Source organism: Paenibacillus sp. IHB B 3415 (genome assembly GCF_000802655.2).
In the GTDB taxonomy this organism is placed as follows: Bacteria; Bacillota; Bacilli; order Paenibacillales; family Paenibacillaceae; genus Paenibacillus_AQ; species Paenibacillus_AQ phytohabitans.
Genome location: NZ_JUEI01000114.1, coordinates 1 through 16,961, shown reverse-complemented (window position 1 = coordinate 16,961; position 16,961 = coordinate 1). Strand labels below are relative to the sequence as shown.

At 51.7% G+C, this 16,961-nt stretch carries 14 protein-coding genes; 8 read left to right on the top strand and 6 right to left on the bottom strand.

What is annotated here, in order from left to right; genetic code table 11:
- Nucleotides 1-16: 16 nt before the first annotated feature.
- Nucleotides 17-259, bottom strand: a complete 243-nt coding sequence (locus QW71_RS33155) for a hypothetical protein (protein ID WP_039309587.1) — start codon at nt 257-259, stop codon at nt 17-19.
- A 199-nt stretch (nt 260-458) separates the two neighbouring features.
- Entirely contained in the window at nt 459-1,100 is a 642-nt protein-coding gene (locus QW71_RS33150; RefSeq protein ID WP_039309585.1) for a bifunctional 2-keto-4-hydroxyglutarate aldolase/2-keto-3-deoxy-6-phosphogluconate aldolase, read from the bottom strand.
- A 557-nt stretch (nt 1,101-1,657) separates the two neighbouring features.
- Between QW71_RS33150 and QW71_RS33145 the strand changes: the two genes are divergently transcribed.
- Nucleotides 1,658-2,611 (top strand): sugar kinase, encoded by a 954-nt coding sequence (locus tag QW71_RS33145; protein WP_039309584.1) that lies wholly within the window; start codon nt 1,658-1,660, stop codon nt 2,609-2,611.
- Between the two features lie 181 nt (nt 2,612-2,792).
- On the opposite strand, the gene QW71_RS33140 is transcribed toward QW71_RS33145, so the two are convergent.
- From QW71_RS33140 to QW71_RS33130, 3 genes are all read right to left on the bottom strand, one after another.
- Nucleotides 2,793-3,818: a LacI family DNA-binding transcriptional regulator gene (locus QW71_RS33140; protein ID WP_039309583.1), complete on the bottom strand. Its 1,026-nt coding sequence runs from the start codon at nt 3,816-3,818 to the stop codon at nt 2,793-2,795.
- A 1,049-nt stretch (nt 3,819-4,867) separates the two neighbouring features.
- Entirely contained in the window at nt 4,868-5,977 is a 1,110-nt protein-coding gene (locus QW71_RS33135; protein WP_039309582.1) for a hypothetical protein, read from the bottom strand.
- On the bottom strand, nt 5,974-6,513 hold the full coding sequence (locus tag QW71_RS33130) for an RNA polymerase sigma factor (RefSeq protein ID WP_039309581.1): 540 nt from the start codon (nt 6,511-6,513) through the stop codon (nt 5,974-5,976). The genes QW71_RS33135 and QW71_RS33130 overlap by 4 nt, the downstream gene beginning before the upstream one ends.
- A gap of 248 nt (nt 6,514-6,761) precedes the next feature.
- Here QW71_RS33130 and QW71_RS33125 point away from each other — a divergent pair, with 248 nt between their 5' ends.
- The 7 genes from QW71_RS33125 to QW71_RS33095 all read left to right on the top strand — a co-directional run bounded on the left by QW71_RS33125 (nt 6,762) and on the right by QW71_RS33095 (nt 16,636).
- A complete protein-coding gene (locus QW71_RS33125) occupies nt 6,762-7,751 on the top strand; it encodes a LacI family DNA-binding transcriptional regulator (protein ID WP_039309580.1) in 990 nt (329 codons plus the stop codon).
- Between the two features lie 72 nt (nt 7,752-7,823).
- Nucleotides 7,824-9,560 (top strand): ABC transporter ATP-binding protein, encoded by a 1,737-nt coding sequence (locus QW71_RS33120; RefSeq protein ID WP_039309579.1) that lies wholly within the window; start codon nt 7,824-7,826, stop codon nt 9,558-9,560.
- Nucleotides 9,517-11,319, top strand: coding sequence for an ABC transporter ATP-binding protein (locus QW71_RS33115; RefSeq protein ID WP_039309578.1), 1,803 nt, complete (start codon nt 9,517-9,519; stop codon nt 11,317-11,319). Before QW71_RS33120 ends, QW71_RS33115 begins: the two co-directional genes overlap by 44 nt.
- A gap of 772 nt (nt 11,320-12,091) precedes the next feature.
- Nucleotides 12,092-12,451 carry a class Ib ribonucleoside-diphosphate reductase assembly flavoprotein NrdI gene (nrdI, locus tag QW71_RS33110; RefSeq protein ID WP_039309577.1) on the top strand — a complete coding sequence of 120 codons (360 nt, stop codon included), beginning with the start codon at nt 12,092-12,094 and terminating at the stop codon, nt 12,449-12,451.
- Complete coding sequence (nrdE, locus tag QW71_RS33105; protein WP_039309576.1) at nt 12,438-14,522, top strand: class 1b ribonucleoside-diphosphate reductase subunit alpha; 2,085 nt, start codon at nt 12,438-12,440, stop codon at nt 14,520-14,522. The genes nrdI and nrdE overlap by 14 nt, the downstream gene beginning before the upstream one ends.
- A 37-nt stretch (nt 14,523-14,559) precedes the next feature.
- Complete coding sequence (gene nrdF / locus QW71_RS33100; protein ID WP_039309574.1) at nt 14,560-15,519, top strand: class 1b ribonucleoside-diphosphate reductase subunit beta; 960 nt, start codon at nt 14,560-14,562, stop codon at nt 15,517-15,519.
- 337 nt (nt 15,520-15,856) lie between these two features.
- A complete protein-coding gene (locus QW71_RS33095; RefSeq protein ID WP_039309573.1) occupies nt 15,857-16,636 on the top strand; it encodes an alpha/beta fold hydrolase in 780 nt (259 codons plus the stop codon).
- Between the two features lie 28 nt (nt 16,637-16,664).
- Here the strand turns inward: QW71_RS33095 and QW71_RS40705 are convergent.
- Nucleotides 16,665-16,961 (bottom strand): ComEC/Rec2 family competence protein (locus tag QW71_RS40705; RefSeq protein ID WP_039309572.1); only part of this gene is annotated, 297 nt, incomplete at its 5' end.

Sequence of the window (16,961 nt, the reverse complement as noted above, 5' to 3'; positions counted from 1 at the left end):
GCGAATGAAGACTGCCCTATAATTTATAAAGTGTAGCTGCGCACAGCATGAGGACGGCATAATTCTCTCTGGAATCATCATCAAGCACATATACTTCACCCTGCGTAAAAAGTTGCGGATGATTATAGTTCCGGTGCAGCTTATAAAAAGCCCCTATAGTCACCCTGCAGCCGTGTACAGCGGAGCGGATTTCTATATACTCCGCCTCTTCCATATTCAAAGTGGGATAAAGCTTGCTGCGAATATCGTCGCCCGGCATGGCATCACCTTTCAGGAAAGCTTATCAATTTCGGCAGGCGCTTCAGCACCCCAGTCCTAGATGTAAGTATTGCCCTGATCAGCCTTTTTCCATCATTTACACCTCCGGGAAATCAGGCAGACAAAAAAATGCCCTGCCTAATAGAGGCAAGACATTTCACATGGTATAAAGCTTCAGATCCGCGAACGGCTCTGCCAGCTTACAGACCTTTGATCTCTTTGAATTTCGCTACATACTGTGCAGCCAGTTCTGTGATCTGGTCATAACGGCCTTCTTTGGCCGGTGCAGTCAGGTTGCCCCCGATGCCGACAGCGATACAGCCGTTCTTGATCCACTTCTCCATATTGTTCAGATCCACGCCGCCGGTAGGCATAATGTTCACATGCGGCATCGGGCCCTTAACTGCCTTGACATAATCCGGTCCGAACGCACTGCCAGGGAACAGCTTCAGCACATCCACGCCCAGCTTCAGGGCTTCCTTCATTTCATTCAGCGTCATGCAGCCTGGCATATAAGGAATGCCGTAAAGGTTACACATCTTGGCGGTATCTTCTTCAAAAGAAGGGCTGACCACAAATTCCGAACCGGCCAGAATAGCGATTCTTGCGGTAAGCGGGTCGAGCACTGTACCTGCACCGATCACAGCGCGGCTTCCATATTCGGCAACGAGGCGCTTGATCGCCACATCCGCATCCGGAGTCGTGAAGGTAACTTCAATGTTGTTCAGTCCGCCTTCAATACAGGCTGCCGACATTTTATAAGCATCATCGGCATTATCCGCGCGGATAACGGCCACAACGCCAACAGACGTGATGTTCTGCAATACTTTGATTTTCTTCATTTAGAAACTTCCTCTCTGGGTACATTCTGATAAGAATATTTATTTAGATAAACTAATTTATCTAATTTACTAACAACAGGCTTTATCCTTCTAAGAAAATAGTAATAATATTGTTGCCATCAGTCAATATATATTTATGTGAACAACGGAAATACACTTTAAAGAAACGCATAAAAAGCTTATATATCAAGGAATTACGGCCTGCATCTCCCTATTCCCGTATAAAATAAGACCGCTGAATGAGCAATGCCATATTGTACAAAACCGTTTTATGTGATAATTTCAATTTATATTCTATCCCACAGCTTTATACGGGGTTCATGCTGAACCTTAGCTTATGCTTACCAAACCTTAGAGTACGCTTCCGTAGCGAGTTTTGCGAAGTGAATTCAAGAAGCCGATGCTATCAAAACTTAAGCGTATGCTTCCGTAGCGAGTTTTGCGAAGTAAATTCAGGAAGTTGATGCTATCAAAACTTAAGCGTATGCTTCCGTAGCGAGTTTTGCGAAGTGAATTCAAGAAGTCGATGCTATCAAAACTTTTAGGAGGAACTATTAATGAGTAAACAGCTGGATGCAGTCACATTCGGGGAGCCTATGGCCATGTTCTACGCCAATGAAGCCGGCCCCTTGCATGAGGTTACTTCTTTCTCGAAAGCGCTGGCAGGTGCGGAGAGCAATGTGGCCACCGGATTGTCGCGCCTGGAGCACCTGACCGGTTATGTGACCAAGCTTGGCGAAGACAACTTCGGCCAATTCATCGTCGGCGCGCTGAATAAAGAGAAAATTGATACGGACAGCATTACAACAACCAAGGAGTTCTCCACCGGCATGCTGATCAAATCCAAAGTGCTGACCGGAGATCCCAAGGTTGAATATTTCCGCAAAAATTCCGCCGCCTCCAAGCTGAGCCTGGCTGACTTCAATGAGGATTATTTCGCTTCTGCAGGTCATTTGCATGTGACCAGTATCTCTTCCGCCCTCTCGGCTTCCTGCCATGAGTTCTCGCTGCATGCCATGGAATTCATGAAGCAGCGCGGCAAAACCGTCTCGCTCGACCCGAATCTGCGCCCGACCCTCTGGCCGGACACAGAAACCATGGTCAATACAATCAATGACCTGGCGACCCGCTGCGACTGGTTCCTGCCGGGACACGGTGAAGGCAAAATCCTGACCGGCCTTGATACTCCGGAAGAGATTGCCGGTTTCTATCTGGAACGCGGCGTATCCCTTGTTGTCATCAAGCTCGGTCCTGAAGGTGCTTATTACAAAACGTCCACCGGTGAAGAAGGTTATGTGGAAGGCTTCAAGGTGGAGCAGGTTGTGGATACAGTCGGCGCCGGAGACGGCTTCGCCGTTGGCGTAATCAGCGCCATGCTGGAGAAGCTGAGCGTAGCCGAAGCTGTGAAGCGCGGCAATGCGATCGGCGCGCTCGCAGTGATGTCGCCTGGTGATATGGACGGACTTCCAACCCGTGACGGGCTGGAGAAATTCATGAACGCTGGCGTGTAAACAGCTTCCCGCAGCTGCCGGGAGCGTCTGAGCCAAAGAAGTGCGATTCAGCAAACAGCATATGAAATCTTATATTTTGAAATAAGGAGCGTCATAATAAGCCACCCGGCTTATTATGTCATAATAAGCCACCCGGCTTATTATGACGCTCCTTTTCGTGCAGAACTTTATATAAACCGTTTTATTTCTTCAGCACTGGCGGCCGGACCGACTGGCCCTGCTGCAGTGAAGGCGGAAAACGGTAGGTAATCGGCACGGAGCCGTCCGCATCGTTGATCAGGGAGAGCATAATCTTCGCAGCCTGCATGCCCATCTCATAAGCCGGCTGGCGGATCGTAGTGATATCCGGATTATAGATCCGGGCGAATTCAGCATCGTCAATGCCGATGACGGACAGCTGTCCGGGTATGGCAATGGCATTCCGGTTCGCGTATTTAAGGATCTCCCCCAGGACAAGATCATTGGCGGCAAGCAGCGCCGTCGGCGGCTGGGGAAGCCGCAGCAGCTCATCCAGCGCAGTGGCGATTTCTTCCCGCGGCACACTGCGCATATAGGCATCCTGCAGCGGCAGGCCTGCTTCCTCCATCGCTTTTTTGTAACCGCTCATCCGCTCTTTGCGCGGGGTAATAGCATTCAGGCCAAGCGGCAGTGACAATATGGCGATCGCCTCATGTCCGTGTTTGGTCAGCTCCTTGACCGCTGTCTTCACCGCCATCTCGTTATCAAGCAACAGGCTCTGCGTCGAGATCCCGTCTACCAGCCGATCCATGAAGACCAGCGGGTATTCCGCTTCAATCAGCCTAGTGTATGGCGCAGGCTGATCGCCGGTCGGGAAAATAATCAGACCGTCCACCTGGCGGGCGACCAGGGTCTCCACATAAGTATTCTCCTTGTCCGCATTCTCGTCAGCGTTGCAGATAATGACCTGAATTCCGTGGCGCTGCAGCTCATTTTCGATCGCCCGGATACACTGGATGGACAACGAATAATCAATATTGGCCACAATAATACCCACCATATGCGTACGGTTCTGCTTCAGGCTGCGGGCCAGTCCATTCGGCTGGTAGTTCAGCTCATCGATAACCTCAGCGATACGCTGTCTGGTCGCCTCACTCATATATTTGAACCGTTTATTCAAAAATTGCGAAACCGTGCTTTTCGATACGCCCGCTTTCTGGGCCACATCCTCTATGGTCAGCTTTTTCATTTACCCCGCCCCACTCTTCTATATAGAACCAAACCCAGTTGTTACGTTACCTCTAAGATTACTAGTGATAAACGGAGTAAAACTTTACTTTCTGATATTACCAAAAAGTATAGCTTTTTTTTAGTAAATTATCTAGAGGGATTGAGCTGAAGGCACGAAATTTGGAAATATGAGATGTCGAAGACTAGGGAAAGCGATTCGGAATTGGGCGGATAGTGCAGGGGCATTAGCGGCGGGCAGGCGATAGTAGAGGGTACGTGGCGGGGATAGCAGGCTGGGGGCGAGACTTTTGTGATTGACGGGTGATGGTTGCCGATTGGCGGGCGGTGGGTGGGAAGGTGAGCGAGAGGTTGGTGATTGACGACTGTTGTCGGGCTCGCGGCGTGTTATCGGGGGATTGGCGAGACGAGAGTGGGCTAGCGGTGAAACATTGGCGATTGTGGTTGGCGGGTAGCAGATGGCGTGATATTAGGGGATGACGGCCGGTATAGGCCAGTGGCGTGATATTGATAATGGCTGGAGTTAGAAGACATAGGCGAATTTACTAAAAACACAGCCAGTACGATAGGATCGGACTGAGATGCGTTTATTTTCTCAAAAAGCATCATTTCGCCGAGCTTGCGGACTCCAGCGCTCTTATTCACTGTAAGTCACCGGAAAACTGCGCAATTGGGAAACAATAAGCGCACTCCAGTCCGTAAGCGTGGTCAAATGTGCCAAATAGAGATAATAAGCGCTTTACAGTCCGTAAGGGGCAGGAGTTTGGCAGGAAACCGCAGAATGTGAGAAGTTGGGGATTTGGGAGCAGAAAGAAGAGGTCCCCCGTAATCTCACCGGGTTTCCTCCTGCATCTCCTCGCATGCGTCAGCTCCGGAGCCTCGGGCAGCATCAGCCGACATCTAAGGCAGCTCCAAGCTCCAACTCGCGCAATCCGGAACACCTGCTACGATAGCGAATCAATGTAACATGATTCTGTTCATCACTCAGCATCGTTGAGTTTTATCATTATTAAACCCTAATGCTCAATTTCCTTTTTGGGCTGGTGTAACTCACTGTCCGTTCAACATACTCTGCCAATCGGAATCGGAATACCACTTCCGGCCGAGGAGGATCGCTACTTCCGCTTTACGTTTTGTCCCGTTCACTTCATAAGTAGCCGTCTGCTGCAGCCCCTGAATGTCCATGCCGATCTTGCTGTCCACGTCCTGAATTCCGCCTGTTTCCATGTCGTATAGCCGGCCATGGACGTCGTAACCGTTATGACTATTGTCGCTATAATAGACGAGCAACATATCATCATTCACTTTATCAATTGCAAGATAAGATCTGTATTCGAAGTGTTCATTCTTCAAAGTAAACAGATCAACCGGCGTAACGGTCTCACCGGCTGCGGCCGCAGTTACGTTAACGGCTGAGAGTTTTATCGGGGTTCTGTTTCCGCGCTTGCCTAAGGTATATGTGCTGTTGATCATAACCACATGATCGCCGCCGGCAAAGATTACGCCCAATTCATAGTAGGTCTGCGAACCTCCCGCATACAGCGGAAAGGAATAGATCCGCTTAGACGTAGCCTCTGATAGCTCCGGCTGCCCTTTTGGAGACAGATACAAGGTGTACGGCTCCGTAGGATGTGTATAGCCCGGTTTACTGTAATTTACCATCGGGGGTGGAGGCGACCATACAATTCCGGCATTCGTTTCAACAGCACGCGCAGCTTCTTTGTTTCTGTTTAACGGAAGGGGCATGTAGTACTTCATCCCGCCTATCACAAATTCAGCAGAGCCAAGCGGCGGATTGTAAGATTGCGGCGATGCGGAAGAAGTAGCTGCAGGTGATGCCGAAGGCTGACCTGCCGCTGCACCAGAACTTTGGTTGAAGATCGCCGCCAGCTGCCCCATAGGATTGCTGTTCCCCCATTCGCCAAAAGGCCAGAGCAGCACTCCGAACAGCAGCACCGCTGCCAGTCCCCCCAAGCCTGCTATACGCCCGAACCGCAGACTGCGTTTTCCCGAAGAACGCTCCTCGGCAGCCTGTTCAATCCGGGCCATCAGCTGCGGCGTAAAGCCCGGCTCGGACAGCGGGTTGCGTCCCGCTTTGCCATACCAATCCTGCGTTCCGTTCATCACTTGTATTTGCTCGTTCCCGTATTCTTTCTTCACAGGTCTTCCTCCTTTATCGCCGTTCTCACTTTATTTCTGGCCCGGCCCAGCCGGGATTTGACGGTCCCCTGCGCGATGCCGAGCAGAGCGGACATCTCGGCCACCGATAAGTCCTGCTGAATATCCAGCACAAGCACCTCTCTGTACTTATCCGGCAGCTCCATAATGATCTCCCAGATGCGGTTCGCATATTGATTGCCGATGGCTTCCTTCTCTGCGGACAAGGCTGCTTTTCCGGTATCCTCCCGGTCGCCAAGCGGAGCGAATCTGCGCCAGAAGCTGTTCCGCCTCCAGCTGAACGCGGTGTTGCGCGTGATGGTCAGCAGCCAGGTTTTCAAGGTGGCCTGGCCCCGGTACTTGCCGACACTCTTATATGCCTTAAGGAATACCTCCTGGCTGATATCACTCGCCTGCTCCCGGCTGCGGGTCAAGAAAAACGCATAGTTCCACACATCCGGGCCGTAAGTCTCCATCATTTCCCGCAGGGTCATGGACGGAGCGATGGTCACGCTATAAGGCATCTCTCTACTTTGCATGCTTCTCTCTCCCCTCTCGCCCAATAAGACTCCGCAGATCCGAAACGGTTCCCAGTAAACCCCATATTCATGTCAAAAAATATTTGCGAATAAGAGATGCATACGATTGTCCTTAAATTTACGTTAAAAAAATTAATTTTTTACGTTGTTTTTTACGTTTTTTATCGTAGATTCCTATGGAATGGATGATTATAATAACAGTGCCGGAAGCGATATACTGCGGCAGCACGATAAAGCGGGGGATTCTTTTGAAGACTAAAAAAGTAACGATCACACATATCGCCCAGGCCATGGGCCTCTCACCTGTATCAATCAGCCGGGCACTCAGCAATCAACCCGGAATCAGCGACGAGCTGAAGGCAGCCATTGTTCGGAAAGCAGCGGAAATGGGCTATATTAAACCCAAAAAGCATACGCCTGCCCGAATTCTGGTGCTGCACCAGAAGCCCTATTCGCATGATAACAGCAATTTCAGCTATATGGTACAAGGGATTGAGCTCGCTTTGCAGAAGGCGGAGACCGATTACAGCATCGAGTTTCTGGATAAGGAGAATCAGATTAAGCTGATTCTGCCTTACCGCCTGAGCCGGGGGTTCAAGTTCGACGGGGTTATTCTGATCGGCCGGTTTAATCTGGAATACGCCTCGTTTATCCATGAGCAGATTCCGAATCTCATCTTTTACACCGGTTATTCACCGGCCTATGACTACGACAGTGTATGGTTCAGTTTCCTGGGCGCGGGCTATAAACAGTGCAAATATCTGCTGGACCGCGGGCACCGCCGGATTGGTTTCATTGGAGATCCCAGTGCTTACCGCAACAAGGAAAAGAAAACAGGCATTACCTCTGCATTGGAAGAGCACGGGGTGCCTGTGGATGACAAGCTTTTTCTGGGGCGGGATGAGACTCTTCATCTGAGACTGTCCGGCCTTATTGCGGACGGCCTGCTGCCCAGTGCTTTCATCTGCGATCATGATTTCACCGCAGTGGAGCTCCTCCGTGAGCTTCAGGAGCAGAACATCAAAGTGCCCGGAGAGGTGTCGGTGCTCAGCAGCGGCAATACCGAGGTCTCGGCCTTCTCGCTGCCCGCTTTGACCACGATGGATCTCAATATCGAATATTCATGCCGCACAGTTGTCAGCACGCTGCTCAAACGGATCGCTGAGCCCGGCAAGCCTGCCGAGAACATCGCCATTCTCAGCACACTGGTGGAGCGGGACTCCGTGCGTGAGCTGTGATTTTGTAAACCCGGGCTCTTTATTTAACATGCGCACTATCTATAACAAGGGTATTGTAAAGGTGGGAAACCGATGAATTCATCTGTATTACTGCGGTTCTTCAAGTCCCGCAAGCTAAGCTACATTATAGGCTTCGCCTTCATGTTCGCCGCCTCCTTCATTCAAACGCTGTTCCCCAAGGTGCTTGGCAGTGCGGTCGATCTGATGAAGAATAACGGTTTTGAGCCGGGGCAGGTACTGACCCAGGTCTTCTGGATGGTGCTGATTGCCGCTGTCGTCTTCCTCTGTACCTTCCTCTGGAGAAACATTATTATCGCGAACGGGCGGAACCTGGAATGCTACATCCGGGAGGAGCTGTACCGGCATTTCCTGAAGCTCTCTCCCGGATTCTTCAGCAGCCGCAAGACCGGCGACCTGATTGCCTATGCCATCAACGACATTTCAGCGGTGCGCATGACCTTTGGTCCGGCTACGGCGATGTCTTTTAACGGAATTGTTATCTGTATCTCCTCGGTCTATTTCATGTTCGCGTCAGTCAGCCCCAGCCTCACTCTACTCACATTGTCCCCGCTCCCCTTCATCATCCTCCTGATGCTCTTCAGCGGCCGCAAGGTTCAGACCCGGTTCAGAATCGTACAGAATCAGTTCGGCGCCGTCTCTGACAGGGTTCAGGAGAACATTTCGGGCATCCGCGTCATTAAGGCTTATGTGCAGGAACGCTCGGAAATGGAGAAATTCAGTGAGCTGAGCAGCCGGATGAAGCAAGCCAACCTGGATCTGATCAAAGTCTCCGCCGCCCTTCCTGCGATGATTGAATTCGGCTTCGCCGTCTGTTTTGTCATGAATCTGATGTTTGGCGGCCGGATGGTGCTGCGGGGGGAGATCAGCATTGGTGACTTTGTCGCTTTTAACGGCTACCTCAGTCTGATTGTAAGTCCCATTGTGTCGATCGGACGGATCGTGACGATTTTTCAGCGCGGGTTGGCTTCACTCGGAAGATTAAATGATATTCTACGGGTTCAGCCTGAAATCACGGATCTCCCCAACGCTGTCCCTATTCAGCCGGAAGGAGCTATGGAGCTGCGCCAGCTGACTTTCTATTACGAAGGTTCCGATGTTCCGGCACTGCGTGAGATCTCACTCGTTCTGCCAAAAGGACACACGCTGGGAATCATCGGCAGGACCGGCTCCGGCAAAAGCACCCTGGCCTCCCTCCTCTTCCGCTTCTTCAACGTGGAGCCTGGGCACATTCTGCTCGATGGGCGGGATATCAACGATTATGCCCTGGACCCGCTGCGGGAGGGGCTCGGTGTTGTGCCGCAGGATACCTTCGTATTCGCCGCCTCCGTGAAGGACAATATTGTCCTGTTCAAAGACGGCTATACGGATGAGGATATGCAGCATGCCGCAGCGCTCAGCCAAATTGCCGGAAGTATCGAGGCGTTCCCGGACGGCTATGACACTCTGCTGGGTGAACGCGGTGTGAACCTGTCCGGCGGGCAGAAGCAGCGGCTCGCAATCGCGCGGGCACTGATCCGGAAACCGGCAATCCTGATTCTGGACGATGCGCTGTCAGCGGTTGATGCGGTAACGGAAGGACAGATTCTGAACAGCCTGCGGCAGACCCGCAAGGGGAAGAGCAATATCCTGATCTCCCACCGGGTATCGGGCATCATGGAAGCCGACGAGATCATCGTGCTGGATAAAGGGCGCATTGCCGAACGGGGCACCCACGAGCAGCTGCTGCAGAAAGGAGGCATGTATTATGACATCTATACCGAACAGCTTGAAGAAGGAGAGGTCTGCTAGACGGGACAAATCCGAAGCTGGTGCAGTGAGGCTCCTGCTGCGGTTATCTGCCCCTTACAAGTTCCAGCTTCTGCTTGCCTGTCTGTGCGTGGTGATTGTAAATGGTGCTTTTCTGATCCAGCCGCTGATTCTGCAGCGCGTGATCGACCACTTCCTGATCGGAGGCGCCGCTCAGAGCGGACTGAATTCGATCGGAGGCTTAGCCCTGCTGTATGTGACCGTAGCCGCGGCTGGCGGGATCTTCTCGTATCTTCAGGCGCTGATTGCCGGCAAAGCGGGACAGAGCCTGATCCATGAGCTGCGGGTTAGAGTATTCTCCATCATTGAACGGCTCCCCCTGCCTTATCTGGACCGGACCTCCTCCGGACGGCTGATTACCCGGGCCACCAACGACACAGCTGAGATCAGCGAGCTATACACCGATGTGGTCATCTCGCTGGTCAAGGATGTCCTGCTGCTGCTGGGGATCATCTACGCCATGCTGCTGCTCAGCCCTTCCTTAACGCTGGTCTCTTTTACCGTGATTCCGGTGATGGCCTTCCTGGTTCTCTTCATTAAGAACCGGATCAAAAAGAACTTCTTCCATATGAAGCATTATATTGGACAAATTAACGGGTTCATTGCTGAGAGTATCTCCGGGATGCGGGTTATCCAAAGCTTCCGCGCAGAAAAGGAAAAGGAGGATCAATTCCTGAAGCTGAACGGGGAATATTTCAAAACCACCCTGATTCAGGTCCGGCTCAACAGTGTGCTGAAGCCCGCCTCGGATATGTTCCAGAGTCTGGCCGTAGCCATTCTGGTCTGGTACAGCATCAGCCGGATCTCCGGCGGCAACCTGCAGATCGGCGTGCTGTTTGCGTTCACGACGTACATCAAGCAGTTCTTTGGCCCCATCTCCGACCTGGCCGACAAGTACACCTCCATACAGTCTGCCCTCGTATCCACAGAGCGTATCTATGAGCTGATCCGTGAGGAGGACCGCCTGGAGCAGCCGGATCGCGGCTTATCGATGGACCGCCTGCATGGAACCATTGAGTTCCGCCATGTCTGGTTCGCCTATAACGACGCCGACTGGGTGCTGAAGGATGTAAGCTTCGTGATTGCTAAAGGGCAGACCGCCGCCTTCATCGGCGAGACCGGTGCAGGCAAAACTACAATTATCAGTCTGATCAACGGCTTCTACCGCGTGCAGAAAGGCGAGATTCTGATTGACGGTGTCAATGTGAACGATATCCGGCTGGATGATCTGCGGCGGAATATTTCCGTTGTCCTCCAGGACGTCTTCCTGTTCTCCGGCACCATCCGCGACAACATCACCCTTGGCGATGATATTGCCGAGGAGAACGTGCTGGAAGCGCTGCAGGCCTCCTGCGCGGAAGAGTTCGTGATGAGCTCTCCCGGCGGGATGGAGGGCCCGGTCACTGAGCGGGGCGGCACCCTGTCTGCCGGCCAGCGGCAGCTCATCTCTTTCGCCAGGGCCATCGCCCATGATCCGGCGATCTTCGTGCTCGATGAAGCCACCGCTAACATCGACACGTATACAGAGAAGCTGATCCAGAAGGCGATCGACAACGTCGCCAGCGGCAGAACGACGCTGATCATCGCCCACCGGCTGTCTACGATTGCCGGAGCAGATCTTATCATTGCGATGAAGGAAGGCCGGATCGCCGAATCCGGACATCCCCGTGAGCTGCGGCAGCGGGGAGGATATTATGCCGAGCTGCTGGAGGAGAGCCGGAGTCATATTATGAGTTCGTGAACGGCGCTGCTCACACGGGGAATAATATACAAATAGATGTGAGTATCCGGGTGCTTGGCGGGGCTTATCATAGCCCTATAGCCCATCGGGGAACCTCAGCCAGTCATGCGGACTGAAAATCCGCTATTCGTCCAAATCAGGCAGATTTGCCGGCTAAGCGGACTCAGATTCCGTTAATTGGCCTGCGACAGCCCGTTTCAGGCTCAAATGAACAAGATAGCGAATTCTCAGTCCGCTTAAGTCCCAGAAAAGGGTTTCTCCGGTAAATAAGGTCTTCTCAGTCCGCCTCACTCTGCTGACGGTGCGCTCACCTGCGTACGTTCACCTGCTCCAGCACCCAGCAAGCTGCAGCTTATCTTCGCCAGGCTCTGCTCTACAAAAACAACAACCCCCAAGCGGCTTATCGCTTGGGGGTTTGGTCTGCACATTTGTCCGGGTACCGGTTGGCTGAGCGTCAGCGGCTGCAATGGGCAACTTCCCATTCTACAGGGCTCAATTCTTACCGGACACCGGCGCACAAAAATGCTTAAAAAAAATACTAATAAATTATAAGAGAATAGAATGCAGGCGGGGCTTGGTTTTATCCCTTTTTAACCAGTAAATCAGGGGGTTAGAAGGACCGGTTGGTCTATTGACTTTTCAATATATGGTAGTAAAATGATTAAACGTTACTAAATATAGTGTATATAATAGAAAAGCCAATAAATCTAGTGAAATGGCCCATCATCATTTGTCAAGTAGAAAGAGCTAATGTTATAGGAGGTTAGGGACCATGTTGATTGCTTACGATTCCAAGACCGGCAACGTTAGAAGGTTCATCAATAAGCTGAAGCTTCCCGCTGTTCAAATCGAAGAGCATATGACGATCGACGAGCCTTACGTGCTTGTTACATACACCACCGGATTTGGACAGATTCCAGAGAAGGTATCCTCATTCTTAGAGAAGAACCATTCCAGGCTCAAAGGCATCGCCGCGAGCGGCAACAAAAACTGGGGTGAGCTATACGCGCACAGCGCAGATTTAATTGCACAGCGTTACAACGTACCGGTGGTCGGCAAGTTTGAGTTGTCGGGAACATTTGGTGATGTACAGCGCATAAAACAGGAGGTGGACCGGGTTGCGGCATATTGAACTGAACAACATGTTGATGAAGAGAGACGAAAGCGGCTTTTTCCAATTGGATAAGGACCAGGAGGCAGTAGCCGAGTTCATGCGGGATGTGGAGCGGCGCAGCCTGACTTTCACAACTACCAAAGCGAAGATCGATTATATGATTGCCAATGATTACTACGAGGACCTGTATGACCGTTATTCCGCAGCTGAGATGGAGGACGTCTACCGGATTGCCCACGAATATAACTTCCAGTTCCCTTCCTATATGGCGGCTTCCAAGTTCTACACAGACTATGCCGTCAAAAGCAATGACCGTAAGCAGTACCTGGAGCATTACCCGGACCGCGTAGCTGTTGTGGCCCTGCATCTGGGACGCGGCAACGTTGAGACGGCCCGCACGCTGGCCCGCTCGATGATGGAGCAGCGCCTACAGCCGGCTACGCCGACTTTCCTTAATGCCGGCAAGAGCCGCCGCGGTGAGATGGTCTCCTGCTTCCTGCTGGAGATGGACGACTCGCTCAATTCGATCAACTATGTACTGAACACCTGCATGCAGCTGTCCAAGATCGGCGGCGGTGTTGCGGTCAATCTGTCCAAGCTGCGCTCGCGCGGCGAGACGATTAAGGGTGTCGAGGATGCTGCCAAGGGCATCATGCCTGTCCTGAAGCTCATGGAAGACGGCTTCTCCTACGCGGACCAGATGGGTCAGCGCAAGGGTTCGGGCGCGGCTTATTATAATATTTTTGGCTGGGATGTACTCGAATTCCTGGACAGCAAGAAGATCAACGCCGACGAACGGACACGCCTGAAGACGTTGTCTATCGGCCTGATCGTCCCTAACCGCTTCTACAAGCTGGCGCAGGATAATCAGCCGCTGCATGTATTCGCCCCTTATACTGTATTCCAGGCGTATGGAACGCATCTGGATGACATGGATTTGGACGTGATGTACGACACACTGCTCGCCGATCCGCGAGTGAAGAAAAGAATCGCCATGAGCGCACGCGACATGCTGACCAAAATTGCCATGATTCAGCTTGAATCGGGTTATCCGTATATTATGAACAAGAGCAACGCCAATGCCGCCCACGCCTTGCGTAATATAGGCCAGATCAAGATGTCCAACCTGTGCACAGAGATTTTCCAGTTGCAGGAGACTTCGGAGATTAATGATTACGGGCAAGAGGATGCCATCCGCCGCGATATTAGCTGTAACCTGGCTTCGCTGAATATCGTGAATGTGATGGAGCACGGCAAGATCCGTGAATCCGTACATGAAGGGATGCTGGCATTGACTGCGGTCAGTGATATGACTACGGTCTCCAATGCTCCTGGCGTGGCCAAAGCGAATAAGGAGATGCACTCCGTCGGCCTGGGCGTAATGAACCTGCACGGATATCTGGCCAAGAACAAGATTGCTTATGAGAGTGAGCAGGCCCGCGATTTCGCCCGGACCTTCTTCATGACGATGAATTTCCATTCGATTGAAAAGAGTATGCAGATCGCGGCTGAGACTGGCGAGACCTTCCATGGCTTCGCAGCATCCGATTATGCGTCCGGCGTGTATTTCGACCGCTACCTGACCACGGACTACCATCCGGTTACTGCAAGAGCGCAGGAGCTGTTCCAGGGTATCTACATTCCTACAACCGAGGACTGGAAGCAGCTGCGTGATGACGTCATGAAGAACGGCCTGTACCATGCCTACCGTCTGGCGATTGCGCCGACTGCGAGTATCTCTTACATCCAGAATGCCACGTCCAGCGTCATGCCGATTGTAGAACAGATCGAGACCCGCACCTATGCCAACTCGACCACCTATTATCCGATGCCTTACCTGCGTCCGGACAATGTATTCTTCTATAAATCCGCGTACCAGATGGACCAGTTCAAGGTGATTGACCTGATTGCGGAAATTCAGCCTCATATCGACCAGGGTATCTCAACGGTCCTGCATGTGAACAGTGATGTAACGACCCGTGAGCTGGCCCGCTCTTACCTGTATGCGGCACACAAAGGGCTGAAATCCCTGTACTACACCCGGACCAATAAACTGTCTGTCGAGGAATGCCTGTCCTGCTCCATCTAAGAGCGGGCACAGGTACAGAAAGGGAGAATAAATCATTATGAGCGCAATCAAAGCCGTGAACTGGAATCGTCCCGACGACGACTACTCGCTGATGTTCTGGAACCAGAATATTATGCAGTTCTGGACCGACGACGAAATTCCATTATCCGATGACAAAATGTCCTGGCTCACGCTGAGCCAGATCGAAAAGGACTCTTATATGAAGGTGCTGGGCGGACTGACCCTGCTCGATACCATCCAGGGCGGCGTAGGCATGCCGCAGATTATGGAGCATGTGGACGGCTTGCAGCGCAAGGCGGTCCTCGGCTTCATGGGGATGATGGAGCAGATCCATGCCAAGTCTTACAGCAGTATTTTCACAACATTGGCTTCTACCGAGGAGATCGACGGCATCTTCCGCTGGGTGGAGGACAATACGTTCCTGCAATTCAAGGCAGAGACCATCTCGGAATATTACAAGAAGATTGAGTCGCCCAAAGACCTCTATCTGGCAATGGCTGCATCTGTTCTGCTGGAAAGCTACTTGTTCTACAGCGGCTTCTTCTACCCGCTCTATCTGGCCGGCCAGGGCAAAATGACCTGCAGCGGCGAGATCATCGACCTGATCCTGCGGGATGAGAGCATCCACGGCGTCTACGTCGGCGTGCTCGCCCAGGAGATCTTCGAGGAGCTGTCCGAAGACGATCAGCGTGATGTCTACCAGACTCTGGTCGGACTGCTGCGTCTGCTGCATGCCAACGAGGAGCAGTATACCGAGCAAATCTACGCCCAGATCGGGCTTGTAGATGAAGTGAAGGCCTTCCTGCGCTACAACGCCAACAAGGCGATGATGAACCTCGGGCTGGACCCGCTGTTCGAAGAGGAAGAGATCAACCCGATCGTCCAGAACGGAATCAGCACCCACACCAAGCAGCATGACTTTTTCTCCAAAAAAGGCAACGGCTACGTCCGTGCGATGAACGTGGAGCCTTTGCGGGATGAGGATTTCCGGTTTTAAATAGATTGAACTTGTAATTTCTCTATCCTAGGATAGTCATGACTACAGAGAATGTTTGGACTTCCGGCCGCTGTTGTCCCCACATTTCTTGATTAATACCGCTGCTCGCGGTGGAAATCCGGTGACAAAGGCGGACGCTACCGCTCCTACAGCTCCAAACTTCTCTTTCGCCATTCATCCCTTAATTTTTTATTTTCCAAGTTCAATCTATTATGTTTTATGTAAGAAAGGCACCCGCCAGCTGAGAGACAAGCTGACGGGTGCTTTTTTTGAGACTTAGTGTTTGCCGGGAACGTACCAGTAGGAGTGAATTTTTTCCAATGAGGAGTGAGCTTGCTTGGTTATGCATTATCAGGAGTATGGAGATCAAAGCGCATCTTATCTGATGGTATTCTTGCACGGTGGCGGAGTGAGCGGCTGGATGTGGGATAGACAAGTGGAATATTTCGCCCATTATCATTGCATGGTTCCAGACTTGCCTGGACACGGGTTAAGTAATGATGACGTTATATTTTCAATTCAAAGCAGTGCAGAACAATTAATCCAAATAATCGGAGAACAAGCAGGCGGAAAGAAAGTCGTCCTGGTCGGATTCTCTTTAGGTGCACAGGTTGCTGTCCAGATGGTAAGCCTGAGACCTGCGCTCATTGATTTTGCCATAATAAACAGTGCTCTGGTCAGACCCATGTCGTACGCTAAAAAGTGGATTGGACCGGCAGTCAGACTAACCTTCCCTTTAATTAAACAGAGATGGTTCTCCAGGCTCCAAGCTAAGACACTATATCTGGGCGATGAATACTTTGAACGATATTATGCAGAAAGCTGCCGGATGCAGCCTGACGCCCTGATCGCAGTGCTGGAAGAGAATATGACGTTCACTATTCCAGCCGGTTTCAGTGAGGCCACAGGCAAGATACTGTTTACAGTAGGTGAGAAAGAAAAAGCTGTGATGAAGCAATCCGCTAAGGATCTTGTTGCTGCCAGCTCCAATTGTAATGGCGTGATCATCCCTGGCATTGGACATGGGGTCTCTCTGGCGAGGCCTGACTTCTTTAATCAAATGGTCGACACATGGGTGCATAAAGGTGACGTACCCAAGGAATGCAAAAGGGTTTGATGTATTTTTTTTGTTCATCGTAAATAGTTTATTCCGTATCCTTCATATTAAGCTTATGTCTCATTATTATCGCTTCCTTACCCACCCTGAACTGAATCTCGCCATGCTGGTCGGTCCGGTATACCTCTGTATTTGCGTCTTTTAGCCGGTCTAGTACATCGCCGTTCGGATGGCCGTACAGGTTGTTCACACCCGCAGAGATTACCGCCGCTGCCGGATGCCAGAAGGTCAGCCAGTCCGCGCCGGTGGCGGTTTTGCTACCGTGGTGGGCGACTTTGAGGATGTCGATGGGCTTACCTGCCTGTATTCCGGCCTGCTGTGCGGA